At 58.4% G+C, this 13,293-nt stretch carries 12 protein-coding genes; 8 read left to right on the top strand and 4 right to left on the bottom strand.

What is annotated here, in order from left to right:
* From ACRRSD_RS01110 to ACRRSD_RS01130, 5 genes are all read left to right on the top strand, one after another.
* Entirely contained in the window at nucleotides 1–576 is a 576-nt protein-coding gene (locus ACRRSD_RS01110; protein WP_435036752.1) for an adhesin, read from the top strand.
* 73 nt (nucleotides 577–649) lie between these two features.
* Complete coding sequence (locus ACRRSD_RS01115; RefSeq protein WP_435036753.1) at nucleotides 650–1,651, top strand: heme utilization protein; 1,002 nt, start codon at nucleotides 650–652, stop codon at nucleotides 1,649–1,651.
* Nucleotides 1,652–1,714: 63 nt separating this feature from the next.
* A complete protein-coding gene (locus ACRRSD_RS01120) occupies nucleotides 1,715–2,395 on the top strand; it encodes a C39 family peptidase (RefSeq protein WP_122598135.1) in 681 nt (226 codons plus the stop codon).
* Between the two features lie 44 nt (nucleotides 2,396–2,439).
* Nucleotides 2,440–3,186 carry a hypothetical protein gene (locus ACRRSD_RS01125; protein ID WP_435036754.1) on the top strand — a complete coding sequence of 249 codons (747 nt, stop codon included), beginning with the start codon at nucleotides 2,440–2,442 and terminating at the stop codon, nucleotides 3,184–3,186.
* Between the two features lie 45 nt (nucleotides 3,187–3,231).
* Complete coding sequence (locus ACRRSD_RS01130) at nucleotides 3,232–4,536, top strand: hypothetical protein (protein WP_435036755.1); 1,305 nt, start codon at nucleotides 3,232–3,234, stop codon at nucleotides 4,534–4,536.
* A gap of 64 nt (nucleotides 4,537–4,600) precedes the next feature.
* Here ACRRSD_RS01130 and ACRRSD_RS01135 read toward each other — a convergent pair whose 3' ends face one another.
* The gene (locus ACRRSD_RS01135; protein ID WP_016983762.1) at nucleotides 4,601–5,926 is read right to left on the bottom strand and encodes a sigma-54 dependent transcriptional regulator; all 1,326 of its coding nucleotides are present in this window, start codon (nucleotides 5,924–5,926) and stop codon (nucleotides 4,601–4,603) included.
* Nucleotides 5,927–6,281: 355 nt separating this feature from the next.
* Here ACRRSD_RS01135 and ACRRSD_RS01140 point away from each other — a divergent pair, with 355 nt between their 5' ends.
* From ACRRSD_RS01140 to nhaB, 3 genes are all read left to right on the top strand, one after another.
* Complete coding sequence (locus tag ACRRSD_RS01140; RefSeq protein ID WP_435036756.1) at nucleotides 6,282–6,548, top strand: hypothetical protein; 267 nt, start codon at nucleotides 6,282–6,284, stop codon at nucleotides 6,546–6,548.
* Between the two features lie 279 nt (nucleotides 6,549–6,827).
* Nucleotides 6,828–8,129 carry a hypothetical protein gene (locus ACRRSD_RS01145; protein ID WP_435036757.1) on the top strand — a complete coding sequence of 434 codons (1,302 nt, stop codon included), beginning with the start codon at nucleotides 6,828–6,830 and terminating at the stop codon, nucleotides 8,127–8,129.
* 74 nt (nucleotides 8,130–8,203) lie between these two features.
* Nucleotides 8,204–9,706 (top strand): sodium/proton antiporter NhaB, encoded by a 1,503-nt coding sequence (nhaB, locus tag ACRRSD_RS01150; protein WP_435036758.1) that lies wholly within the window; start codon nucleotides 8,204–8,206, stop codon nucleotides 9,704–9,706.
* Between the two features lie 122 nt (nucleotides 9,707–9,828).
* Here nhaB and ACRRSD_RS01155 read toward each other — a convergent pair whose 3' ends face one another.
* From ACRRSD_RS01155 to gnd, 3 genes are read right to left on the bottom strand one after another with little or no spacing between them, the layout of a single operon-like run.
* On the bottom strand, nucleotides 9,829–10,650 hold the full coding sequence (locus tag ACRRSD_RS01155; protein ID WP_435036759.1) for an HAD family hydrolase: 822 nt from the start codon (nucleotides 10,648–10,650) through the stop codon (nucleotides 9,829–9,831).
* The gene (zwf, locus tag ACRRSD_RS01160; protein WP_435036760.1) at nucleotides 10,647–12,170 is read right to left on the bottom strand and encodes a glucose-6-phosphate dehydrogenase; all 1,524 of its coding nucleotides are present in this window, start codon (nucleotides 12,168–12,170) and stop codon (nucleotides 10,647–10,649) included. The genes ACRRSD_RS01155 and zwf overlap by 4 nt, the downstream gene beginning before the upstream one ends.
* Nucleotides 12,167–13,147, bottom strand: coding sequence for a phosphogluconate dehydrogenase (NAD(+)-dependent, decarboxylating) (gene gnd / locus ACRRSD_RS01165; protein ID WP_007914838.1), 981 nt, complete (start codon nucleotides 13,145–13,147; stop codon nucleotides 12,167–12,169). The genes zwf and gnd overlap by 4 nt, the downstream gene beginning before the upstream one ends.
* Nucleotides 13,148–13,293 lie beyond the last annotated feature (146 nt).

Genomic DNA, 13,293 nt, shown 5'->3' on the forward strand with positions numbered 1-13,293 from the left:
ATGAATCGTTCACTCCTTCTGCTCGCCCTGCTCGGTTGCACCACAGTCATGGCCGCTGATCCCGTTTCAGTGAACAACGCCAACATTCAGGATTCCGGGGTTCAGTACCGCGGCAATTTCAACGTCAACCAGGCGGCTGGCGATCAAATGCAACAGACCAACGTCAAGGCCGTGGCGATCGGCACCGAATCCCGTGCCACGACCAGCGTCATGCAAAAAATCGATACACCTGCCTCGCGCTCCATGGACGCCAGCGCAACCATCGGCGGCACCTCTTTCAGCAATGGCAACGGGATCCTGGGCGTCAACCAGGGCGCCGGGGCCAACAACCAGATGGCCAACGTCACGCGCGTCAGCATCAGTGCTGCCCCGCAGAGCGTTGACGACAGTGCCCTTTCGCAACAGAACGTGGCGCTTTTACCGAGCTCAGGAGCAACTGGTACCTCATCCGGCAGTCGCCAGGTCACGACAAGTGATCAGGCCTTCACCGGCAGCCGCGGGGTAATTCAGGTGAACCAGAGTGCCGGGGTGGGGAACCGAATGGCTAACACCCTGAGCATCCGGGTCGCTGACTGACCCAAACAACAAAAGCAGTGCAATTAGAAAGTACCAACACTTAACCAACTAATAAGCACGATGGAGAAACACCATGAAACCTACAATGGCTCTCAAACCACTGGTTTTCGCACTTGCAGCAGTAATGGCAATCGCAGCACAGGCAGGCGGTCGTGATGACGATCATGGTAATGGCCACGGCAACGGGCACGGTAACGGCCATGGTAATAACCAGCCTAAAGGCCCAACCCTGGAACAACTGCTGCAAATCACCGCAGGCGCCGGTGCCGCTGTGCTTGACGTACAAGAAAGCGACGGCAACGTGGTGAAAAACCAGGGCACTCTGAACAACGCTAATGCCAGTGATTCGCTCAACGGTTCCAACGGCAACATGGGCGCCAACGTTGCAGCCGGCGACGGCAACCAGCAGGACAACGCTGCTGCGCTGGCCACAGCTGACGAAAGCTTCATCTTCGGTAACGCTGTTGCTGCCTCGAGTGCAACTCAAGTCAACAACAACAACTATGTGAAAAACTCGTCCACCTTCAACAACGCTACGCTCAACAACGCAGGCAACAATGGTTCCGGCAACATCGGCATCAACGTCACTGCCGGCAACTTCAACCAGCAGAAAAACAACCTGGCGATCGCCGTATCCGGTGGCCGCGTAGCTCAGGCTGCTGCTTCTGCCAACCAGTCCTCCACTGGCCTGGTTGTAGAAAACAAAGGCGTGCAGGCCTACAAAACCGATACCCTCACCGGTACTTATGCAGCTGCTGGCACGTTCAAAGCCAAAGGCACTGCGACCATCGAAGACGACAACCATGGCGGTTGGGGTAACCGTGGCGGCGGCCACGGCGGCAACGATGACCAGAAAGCCAAGTTCGAAGCCGTGGGTACCTTTGGCCTCGCTGGCGTTACCACTCAGCAAGTGCTGACCAAAGATGGCTGGAAAGCTCCTGTGGTCAACAATGCCAACATGACCAACTCGATGAACAACTTCTCCGGCAACGGCGGAGCCAACGTCTCGTCTGGTGTGGGCAACCAACAAAGCAACTCGCTGTCCATCGCTGCTGGCTGCAGAGCCTGCCTGTAATCGCGATCGAAACGAAAGCCCCGGAAACGGGGCTTTTCCTCAGTCCGCAAAGGCGTATCGATCATGCGTAAGACTGCCCTCCTCACTCTGCTTTTCGTCTGTGGCCTGACTCAGGCTGGCCAGATGCCCGTGGCTGCCCTGCCGGGTGGCACGCTCGTCTACAAAAACGTGCAGAGCATTCGTGAGCGCAAGTTTGCCGACATCGTCGAACAGAAAACCGACTTCAGCTGCGGCGCTGCTGCACTGGCAACGGTATTACGCCAGGCCTATTGGCTCGACGTCGATGAGGAGCACATCATCAAAGGCATGCTGGTCAACGCTGACCAGGACCTTGTTCGTACGCAAGGGTTTTCCATGCTCGACATGAAGCGCTACATAGAAAGCATCGGTATGCGCGCCAGGGGTTACAAGATCCCACCGGAGAAGCTCGAAGCGGTAACCATTCCGGTGGTGGTGCTGATGGAAATTCGCGGCTACAAGCATTTCGTCGTGTTGCAGCGTTCGGACAAGGATTGGGTGTACATCGGAGACCCGGTTCTCGGCCATAAACGCTACAAACATGATGACTTTGTCAAAGGTTGGAACGGCATAGTCTTCGCCATCGTCGGTCCTGGATATGACAAGGCCAACGCCTTGCGCAGCCCTCCGGTGCCCTTGACGGCCAAGAACAAGCTCGACGGTTTCAACCCGGTCAAAGATGCTGAATTGATGGATTTCGGGTTCATTCAGAGCGACTTCTTTTAATCGCCGATTATAGAAAATGGGACTGGATGTCCCGGGAGCAGCAGATGAAAACCTCATACTGGCTGGCCGCCGCCTGCCTGGCAGCGAGTGCGTCAGGCTATGCCAATGCAGGATTCAAACCCATAGAAATCAAGGACCAGGAGCTCGCCGAGCTGCGCGGTCGTTATGTGATGCCGGGGCGGATCATCAGCTTCGGCATTGTCATGAGCAGTACCTGGCGCAATGCCAGCGGAGATTTGATCGGGGCAGCCACCTCGATGCAACTTCAGGCAGCAACGGTTAGACCCGAATTTTATGTGCAAACGATCAAGGAGCACGGCAACGGCAGCGCCCTTCCTGCGGGTACCGGCACGATCACCGGTGGCGCCGGCCTCAACAGCAGCCAGGGCGTGACGCAGAGCGTGCGTGCCGCTGGTGACAGCAATACCGCCTACAACAATGTAGCCATCAACGTTTCGGAAGCCAATCAGGCACCCGCGCTGGTACCCACTCAAGGGCAGGCGCTGATGGCCGGACAGACCATCGGCGGCAGCAATGCCGCTGGCAGTGTGGCCGTTTCGGCTACCGGTGGCGGTGTACAAATGGCCATTCAGGCCGCCGGCAATCAGGGCACCGCCCTGCAACAGGTAGCCCAAGGTGGCTTGCTGCAGAACACCCGTCTGCTGGGCAGTGCCAACGTGGTCAATAACATGACTCAACTCAACGTCGTTTTGAACAATAACGGCATGAGCGCCGGCGCACTGGATTGCAACCTGAGTCAACTCAGAGCACTACGCACTATTGGATATTGAACTACGCTGAGTCTCGATCATTGGGCTTAAAGGGACGGCTTATTCATGTATCGATCAGTATCACTGCGTGTCGCAGTGTGTTTGAGCACTCTTCTCCCTGCGGCGATGCTGCAAGCAGCACCGGACGCAGATGTAGAGGCCCTAAAACAGGAACTTCTGGAGCTGAAGCAACGATACGAAGTACAACAAAAGGCCCTTGCGGTTCTTGAACAACGAGTCCGCCAGGTTGAAGAACAACCCGCCGCCCCACCACCAAAACGTCTGGCCAAATCGCCATCGGACATGAAAGGCAATCGCGTCGCCACCGGCACCGGTGCGGCAGCAGCATCAGGAGGCGCCGCCGGGGGCAGTGGCGCTTCTTACGGGCAATCGCTGGCGGACGATTCGCAACCGGCGCAGAGCGTTTCCAACCTGTACGACGAGGCCAGTGGCTTCTTCGGCGGCGGCAAGTTCAGCGTCGAAACCGGCATCACCTACTCGCGCTATGACACCCGTCAGCTGATTCTCAATGGATTCCTGGCGCTCGACTCGATCTTCCTCGGCAACATCAACCTCGACCGGATCAAGGCCGACACCTGGACACTCGACCTGACGGGCCGCTACAACTTCGATAATCGCTGGCAGTTCGACCTGAACGTGCCCGTGGTGTATCGCGAGTCGACTTATCAGTCGGGCGGCGGCAATGAGGGCGCGGCGGGAGTCACCACAGAAGAAACCGTCACCAAGGATCCAACCATTGGCGACGTCAACTTCGGTATCGCTTACAAGTTCCTCGACGAGTCGGTCAATACGCCGGACGCGGTGGTCACACTGCGGGTCAAGGCGCCAACCGGCAAGGATCCGTTCGGGATCAAACTGCGTCAGACCGATGCCAACTCCAATCTGTTTGTACCTGACACCCTGCCCACCGGCAACGGCGTCTGGTCGATCACGCCGGGCATCTCGCTGGTCAAGACTTTCGACCCGGCGGTGCTGTTCGGCAGCCTGTCCTACACCCACAACCTGGAGGAGTCGTTTGACGACATCAGCTCGACGGTCAATCAGAAAAACCCGGGCAAGGTACGCATTGGCGACAGCTTCCAGATTGGCGCCGGTATCGCCTTCGCGCTGAACGAGAAGATGAGTATGTCGTTCTCGGTGTCTGATCTGGTGCAACGCAAGAGCAAGCTGAAACAGGATGGCGGGGATTGGGAATCGGTGGTGTCCAGCGACGCCAACGCCGGTTACTTCAACGTCGGCATGACCATTGCGGCCACCGACAACCTGACCATCGTGCCCAACCTGTCCATCGGCATGACGGATGATGCCCCGGACTTTTCCTTCAGCCTGAAATTCCCGTACTACTTCTAACCGTTCGGAAAACGGCAAAGGCCCGTTGCGATCGTCTCGCAACGGGCCTTTGCCGTTTTCCGCCCTAGCGGATCTGGTGCTTGTGCAGCAAACGGTAAAACGTCGGCCGGGACACGCCAAGGACTTTGGCCGCAACACTGAGATTATCGCTGTGCCGGTTCAACACATCGCACAGCGCCTGGCGTTCGGCGCGGGTCTTGTAGTCTTCCAGTGTGCCCATGGGCGTGGCGATCGAGTGCTGGCTGATCAGCCCGAGATCACGGGCCTCGATCTGCCGGCCCTCGGCCAGCACCAGCCCGCGCCGTACACGGTTGGCCAGTTCCCGGACATTGCCCGGCCAGTCATGCTTGCCCATGGCAATCAGCGCGTCTTCGCTGAAGCTGCGTGGGCGGCGGCCGGTTTCATGGCTGTAGAAGTGGGAAAAGTGGTTGGCCAGCATTGACAGGTCGCCATGACGTTCACGCAAAGGTGCAGTGACCACTTGCAGCACGTTGAGCCGGTAATACAGATCTTCGCGAAAACGCTTCTTCTCGATGGCAGCCTCAAGGTCGACGTGGGTCGCCGCCAGCACACGCACATCCACCGGGATCGGTTGACTGCCGCCGACGCGCTCAATGTGTTTTTCCTGCAGGAAGCGCAACAGATTGGCTTGCAGCTCCAGCGGCAGATCCCCGATCTCATCGAGAAACAGCGTGCCGCCATTGGCCGCTTCAATGCGCCCGACCTTGCGCTGATGCGCACCGGTGAATGCACCCTTTTCGTGGCCAAACAACTCGGATTGAATCAAATGTTCGGGGATCGCCCCACAATTGATCGCCACAAACGGTTTGCTGTGACGCTGGGATTGCCGATGCAGCGTGCGCGCAACCAGTTCTTTGCCGGTACCACTTTCGCCGCGGATTAACACCGGCGATTCGGTGGGTGCCAGTTTACTGAGTAACTTGCGCAGTTCACGGATCGGTTTGCTGTCGCCGAGCAGTTCATGTTCCGGCTGATCGACGTGTATCGTGCCCTGCCCGCGCAAACGCGCCATGCCGAATGCCCGGCCGAGGGTGACCTGCACCCGCGACACGTCGAACGGTAGAGTGTGGAAATCGAAAAACCATTCACAGACGAAGTCACCAACGTTCTGCAGACGCAGGACTTCCTGGTTGAGTACGGCGATCCATTCAGTGCCGCTGCGGCTGATCAGTTCCTTGACGGCTTCGGGGCGTTCGAGGTGAAACGGTTGTAATCGCAGCAAGCCGACGTCACAACTTCGATCGGCGGCATTTTCCAGGGTACAGCTATCAACATCCCAACCTACGGCGCGTAATCCGGGCAATAAGCGGTGGCAGTCGTCGCAGGGATCGACCACCAATAAACGTCGTAACGCAGGCGCTTCGCTCATGACTGTTCCTTGGCGCCAAATTATTAGAAATGATTGTAAAAACAGTCATTTGGCAGACCCGACTGTAACATTAGCAAGATTTTGACAGGGCCTTGTATCGATTGCTTATAGGCGTACAAGCAAACTCGTTATAAGAACAGAAGTTGTTAGTAAGCTATCGACTAATTCCGGCCCCTAACCTTTCAAGGAGCTTTCAAAAAGCTGTCTGTAAAGCAACGCCATGAAAGAAAGTTGAAATTTCTTTGTTTCCTGTGTGACCTGCCTGCGGGTTCGGTGCATCAGTACAAGTACCAGCCGAACGGTAAGCCCAACCGACGGCACATCACTTGATTGGGCACGACAGAGAGAAAAACCCATGACCGCCCCGCTCCGTATCAACGAAGCTCTTTTGATTGCCAACCACGCGTTCAAACCTTTCCAGTGCGTGGCCTGGGCACCACAAGACGGCAATGGCGAACTGAGCCTGACCGTGATCGATCGGACCAATTCGCACATTGGTCGCCAAAAGATTCCAAGCAGCGCCTACTCCGATCCGGCGCAACTCGAGCAATTGCTGCAGCAGGCTCGCGCAGAACTCAGTGAAGAAGGTTACATCCTGCAATCCTGGTCGATGCCGCACTAACAGCCGGACGATGCGGATGACGCTCAGGTCATCCGCCCTCCTCTGTTAGTTGTTATCTTTTTAACACTCCGTACTTTTGTACAACTATTTGCAACTTAGTCGTGCGTAACTGCTTGGCCGGCTTGCTATTGGTTCAAAAAGACACTGTTCTGGCACAGTGCGACCCTCCATCTGTTAGTTCTTCCAGTTGTACTTCTCCCGGTTCAGGGATTGAATGTTTCGCTCATGCAGTTACCCCTCCGGTTTCCGGTAAAGGTCAACTCGCAAGGAGACGCGTGCATGTCCACCCTGAACACTTTTGCGCTGCCGGCATTACCGACGACGTTGTCGAATCGGGCCGGTCAACTCGACAGAACGTTTGCCGCCACCGGCGTCGCCCAAGTGTATTTCGCTGGCAGCGTGTCCAGCCTGACGGAAGATATCGCGCTTGATGCGCAGGGGCGGATTCTCGTTGCAGCAAAAGTCGGCATCAGCGCCGGCAGCCGTTTCGGACTGGCGCGGATGCTCGGCGATGGCTCGGCCGATCTGACTTTCGGTGATCAGGGCAGCGTGATCGATACCTTTGCTCCAGGCTTCGAAGCCACCGCCGGCAAAGTTCAGGTGCTACCCGATGGGCGCATCCTGCTCGCCGGTCTGCATTATGAAAACGCTCATCGCACCCTGCCGGCGCTGGCCTTGTACGATGCACAGGGCAAGCCGGATCCGAGCTTCGGTGACGATGGACGTCAGGTGGTGCGCCTGCCCGGTGATCTGTCCATGGGCAGCCGTGACTCATGGCTGCCACCGGGCGTACCCGGTGCCGAAGCCTGCGACTTTGTCGTGCAGGACGACGGCCATATTCTGCTGATCGCCAACCACCACTTCGAACTCGCCGACCATGCCGGCATGCTGATTCGCCTCAAGCCCGATGGCAGTCTGGACGAAACCTTCAACGGCCGCGGCTTTGTGATGATCCGCCACTTGTTGCTCAACACCTGGCTCAGCAGTGTGCTGGTGCAGAAAGATGGGCGGATTGTGGTGGCAGGTTCAATCGACTTTCCGCAGGAGGGGTTGCTCGCGCGCTACCTGCCCAACGGCCGCCTCGATGAGCGTTTTGCCGTGGATGGCTTCATGGCGTTCAAGGCACACGGCCAAAGCGCCCAAGTCAGTCGGGTTATAGAATCTTCAGATGCGCTGCACTGTTTCGGCAGCAGTCGCGACCCGATCCGTTGCATGGTCTACAGCGTGCACACCAACGGTCGCCCGGATCTGCACAACCATGGCGGGCAGCCCCAACTGCTGGAAATCGGCCCCAGCGGCTGCCAATGGAGCGCCGCGCAACGTATGGCGGACGGCCGCATCATCGCGGTCGGCGCAACCATTGGCGGAATCGAGGCGGATTTTATCGTCGCCCGTTACCTAAGTGAGGGCGGTCTGGACCACAGTTTTGGCGATGGCAAAGGCTGGTTGCGCACACGTCTGGGGCGCAGCCTTGACACGGCCAATTCGCTGGCTGTGCAAGCAGATGACGCCATTCTCGTTGGCGGTTATTCATTGGATGGCAACTATCGTGCAATGGTGGCGCGTTACCTGAACCATTGAAAAACACGGACCGTACTTGATCTTCCGCAACGCATCCGGCAACTTGCGCGCTTCAATAAAACAAGGAGCAACCGATGTCCGGTTCAATGGCCCAGGCGTTCGCGCACAATTTTCTTGGGCAATCGCCACGCTGGTACAAGGCGACCATCGTCGGTTTTCTGATCCTCAATGCGCTGGTGCTGTTCACGGTTGGCCCGGTCGCGGCGGGCTGGTTACTGGTGATCGAATTCATCTTCACCCTGGCGATGGCGCTCAAGTGCTATCCGTTGATGCCCGGCGGTTTGTTGTTGATCGAAGCGCTGCTATTGAAGATGACCACACCGCAGGCACTTTACGATGAGTTGGTGCACAACTTCCCGGTGATCCTGCTGCTGATGTTCATGGTGGCCGGCATCTACTTCATGAAAGACCTGCTGCTGTTTCTGTTCTCGCGCCTGCTATTGGGCGTGCGTTCAAAAGCGGCGCTGGCGTTGATGTTCTGTTTTCTCTCGGCATTTCTCTCGGCGTTTCTTGATGCCCTGACGGTGACGGCGGTAATCATCAGCGCGGCGGTCGGCTTTTATTCTGTCTATCACCGTGTCGCGTCCGGCAACGATCCGCGTCAGGACAGTGAGTTCGCTGACGACCAGAACCTGCCAAAACTGCATCACGAAGACTTGGAACAATTTCGCGCCTTCCTGCGCAGCCTGTTGATGCACGGCGCCGTCGGCACGGCATTGGGCGGTGTCTGCACATTGGTCGGTGAGCCGCAGAACCTGTTGATCGGCCACGAAATGGGCTGGCACTTCGGCGAGTTCTTCCAGAAAGTCGCGCCGGTTTCCCTGCCGGTGCTGGCGGCCGGTCTTGTGACCTGCATGCTGCTGGAGAAACTGCGCTGGTTCGGCTATGGCACGCTGCTGCCGGACAATGTTCGCGCCGTGCTGGCCAACTACGCCGCCGAAGACAACGCCGAACGTACTGCTCGCCAACGCGCTGCGCTGCTGGTGCAAGGCGCGGCGGCATTGATTCTGATCGGTTGCCTGGCCTTTCACATCGCTGAAGTCGGCCTGATCGGCTTGATGGTGATTGTGTTGATCACCGCGTTTACCGGGATCACCGACGAGCATCGTTTGGGCAGTGCGTTCAAGGACGCCATGCCATTCACGGCGTTGCTGGTGGTGTTTTTTGCCGTGGTTGCGGTGATTCACGATCAACAGCTGTTCGCGCCGTTGATCCAGTGGGTGCTGGCGCTGCCGGTCGAGCAACAACCGGGCATGCTGTTTATTGCCAACGGCCTATTGTCGGCGATCAGTGACAACGTGTTTGTCGCCACGATCTACATCACCGAAGTGAAACAGGCGTTCCTTGCCGGGCACATGAGCCGCGAGCATTTCGAGACACTGGCGATTGCGATCAACACCGGCACCAACCTGCCAAGTGTAGCGACGCCGAATGGTCAGGCTGCGTTCCTGTTTCTGCTGACCTCGGCGATCGCGCCGCTGGTGCGTTTGTCGTATGGGCGGATGGTGTGGATGGCGTTGCCGTACACCGTCGTGATGGGCCTGTTGGGCTGGTATGCCGTGAGCTACTGGCTCTGACCAACACTGAACAAAACTGTGGGAGCGAGCTTGCTCGCGAAGAGGCAGTGTCAGACAACAGATTCGTTGAATGACACACCGCTTTCGCGAGCAAGCTCGCTCCCACATTTTTTTGCGTTGGTTCAGCGAGGGAGGATGTATTTCTCGATCGCTTGCGCCACGCCATCTTCGGTGTTCGGCGCGGTGACCACGTCAGCCTGACGCTTCACCGCCTCCTCCGCCTGCCCCATGGCAATCGACAGGCCTGCGCAATGGAACATCGCCGGGTCGTTGCCGCCATCGCCAATCGCCGCTGTCTGCTGCAGTGGGATACCGAGATGTTCGGCCAGAGTCGCCAGCGCGGTGCCTTTGTTGGCCTCCAGCGCCGTGACGTCGAGATACACCGGTTGCGAGCGTGACACTTGCGCCATGCCATTGACCTTCGGCAACAGTCGCGCTTCCAGTTCGATCAACAGCTCAGTGTTGTTACTGGTCGCGACGATCTTGTCGATGCGCTCCAGATACGGCTCGAAACTCTCCACCACGACTGGCGGATAACCCAGACCATGCTGCTCGCGCGGCACCATCGGCCCGTGCGGATCCTTGAGCAGCCAGTCGCCGCCGCTGAACACCCAGATTTCCACATCCGGTTGATCGGCGAACGTTGCCAGCGCAATCAGCGCGGTGGTGGCCGGCAGATAATGCGCGACCAACAAACTGCCATCCGGATTGACGATGGTTCCACCGTTAAACGCCGCTGTCGGCAAATCAACGCCCAGGGCTTCAATCTGCTGCAGCATGGCTTTCGGCGGCCGCCCGGTGGCGAGGCTGAACAACACGCCGGCCTCACGCAGCGAACGCACCGCATCAATGGTGCGCTGGCTCAGGGTGTGATCGGGTAGCAGGAGCGTACCATCCATGTCGCTGAGCAGAAAACGGACAGGTTGTTTCGGCAAATCACTCATCCCAGGCCATGCCAGACGCGACCATCGCGAGTGAGCAAATCTTCGGCGGCTTGCGGGCCATCTTCACCGGCAGCATAGGTCTGCACGCTCGCGTCCTGCTGCCAGGCGTCGAGGAACGGTTGCACCGCACGCCAACCGTTCTCGATGTTGTCGGCACGCTGGAACAGCGTCTGATCGCCGGTCAGGCAGTCGTAGATCAGCGTTTCGTACCCGGTCGACGGCTGCATCTCGAAAAAGTCTTTGTAGGCAAAACCCAGTTCGATGTTGGCCATGTTCAGCGCCGGCCCCGGCCGTTTGGCCAGCAGGTCGAACCACATGCCCTCGTTGGGCTGGATCTGGATGCGCAGGTACGTCGGTTGCAACTCATCGACTTCGGTGTCACGGAATTGCGCGTACGGCGCCGGTTTGAAGCAGATCACGATCTCGGTGTCGCGCACGCTCATGCGCTTGCCGGTGCGCAGGTAGAACGGCACGCCGACCCAACGCCAGTTGTCGATCATCACTTTCAGCGCGACGTAGGTTTCGGTGCTGCTGTCAGGCGAAACGTTAGGCTCTTGACGATAACCGTTCAGCGACTTGCCATCGACTTCGCCGGCGCTGTACTGGCCGCGAACCGAGTTGGCCCGCGCCTCTTCAGTCGTCCACGGACGAATCGCGCCAACAACCTTGGCCTTCTCGCCACGAACCGCGTCGGCACCGAACGCCGCCGGCGGCTCCATGGCAACCATGGCGAGCAACTGGAACAGGTGATTGGGCACCATATCGCGCAATGCGCCGGTGTGTTCGTAAAAACTGCCACGGGTTTCGACGCCGACGGTTTCGGCGGCGGTAATCTGCACGTGGTCGATGTAGTGATTGTTCCAGAACGCTTCGAAGAGGCTGTTGGAGAAACGGCTGACCAGAATGTTCTGCACGGTTTCCTTGCCCAGGTAATGGTCGATCCGATAGATCTGCTTCTCGGACATCACCTTGAGCAGACAAGCGTTCAACGCTTCGGCGGTTTGCAGATCGGAGCCGAACGGCTTTTCGATCACCACCCTTCTGAAGGCTTCGGGGGTTTCTTCAAGCAAACCGGCGCTGCCCAGTCGGCGCACCACTTCACTGAAGAAACGCGGCGCGGTGGCCAGGTAGAACACCGCATTGCCGGTGCCACTGTCGGCTATTTTCGCCGCCAGGGCTGAATAGGTGCTGTCGTCCAGAAAGTCGCCCTGGACGTAGCTGATACCTTTGGCGAGCTTGGCCCACAAGGCCGGATCCAGCATCTGATCGCCCTTGCCGACTTTCGCCGCCACTTCGGTACGGATGAAGTCTTCGAGCTTCTGCGCGAAGGCTTCATCGGTAATGGCGTTGTGGTCAACGCCAACGATCCGCAGATTTTCGTCAAGCAAGCCGTCGCGACTGAGGTTGTACAGCGCCGGCATCAGCAAGCGCTTGACCAGGTCGCCGTGGGCACCGAACAGAAACAGCGTGGTCGGTGGAGCGGGTTCTGCCTTGAATTTCCTGCGGATCGTATGGGTCATTTCTTCGGTGTCTCCACGTGGCCGCCGAAGCCGAAGCGCTGGGCCGAAAGAATCTTGTCGCCAAAGGTGCCCTGGCCGCGCGAGCGGTAGCGCGAGAACAGCGAGTTCGACAGCACCGGTACCGGCACCGCTTGTTCCATGGCCGCCTCGATGGTCCATTGACCTTCGCCGCTGTCGGCAACCGAGCCGGAGAAGCCATCGAGTTTCGGATCGCTGGCCAACGCGTCAGCGGTCAGGTCGAGCAACCACGACGACACTACGCTGCCACGGCGCCACACTTCGGCGATGTCGGCGACGTTCAGATCAAAACGCTGATCTTCCGGCAGGCGCTCGCTGGACTTGGTCTTGAGGATGTCGAAACCCTCGGCGAACGCGGCCATCATGCCGTACTCGATGCCGTTGTGAATCATCTTCACGAAGTGCCCGGCACCGGCGGGACCGGCGTGAATGTAGCCGTGTTCGGCGCGGTGGTCATCGGACTTGCGATCCTTGGTGCGCGGAATGTCACCCATGCCCGGCGCCAGTGCGGCGAACAGCGGGTCGAGGCGCTGCACGGTTTCGGCATCACCGCCGATCATCATGCAATAGCCGCGCTCCAGGCCCCAGACGCCGCCGGAAGTACCGACGTCGATGTAGTGCAGGCCTTTTTCGGCCAGAGTCTTGGCCCGGCGAATGTCATCCTTATAGTTGGTGTTGCCGCCGTCGATGATGGTATCGCCGGCTTCGAGCAGGGTGCTCAGGGTATTGATTGTGTCTTCGGTGGGTGCGCCGGCCGGCAGCATGACCCAGACCGCGCGCGGTTTGGCCAGGCCGGCAACCAGTGCCGGCAAGTCGGCGACGCCGGTGGAGCCCTCGGCGACCAGGTTATCGATGAAAGCGGTATTGCGGTCGTAAACAACGGTGGTGTGACCGTTGAGCATCAGACGTCGCGCAATATTGCCGCCCATGCGGCCCAGTCCAATAATCCCGAGTTGCATGTGCTGATGCTCCTTACTACAAATAAATGTGTGTCATGGGTTATAGCCCAACGCGACTGATGGAGGTTAGTCCAGAGCGTTGCGATGAAGTTTCCGGGCATTGTGCCCGATCCAGACTGATAACGCCCCGAATCATGCAGAAGACA

It is taken from the genome of Pseudomonas neuropathica (assembly GCF_051174785.1).
In the GTDB taxonomy this organism is placed as follows: Bacteria; Pseudomonadota; Gammaproteobacteria; order Pseudomonadales; family Pseudomonadaceae; genus Aquipseudomonas; species Aquipseudomonas neuropathica_A.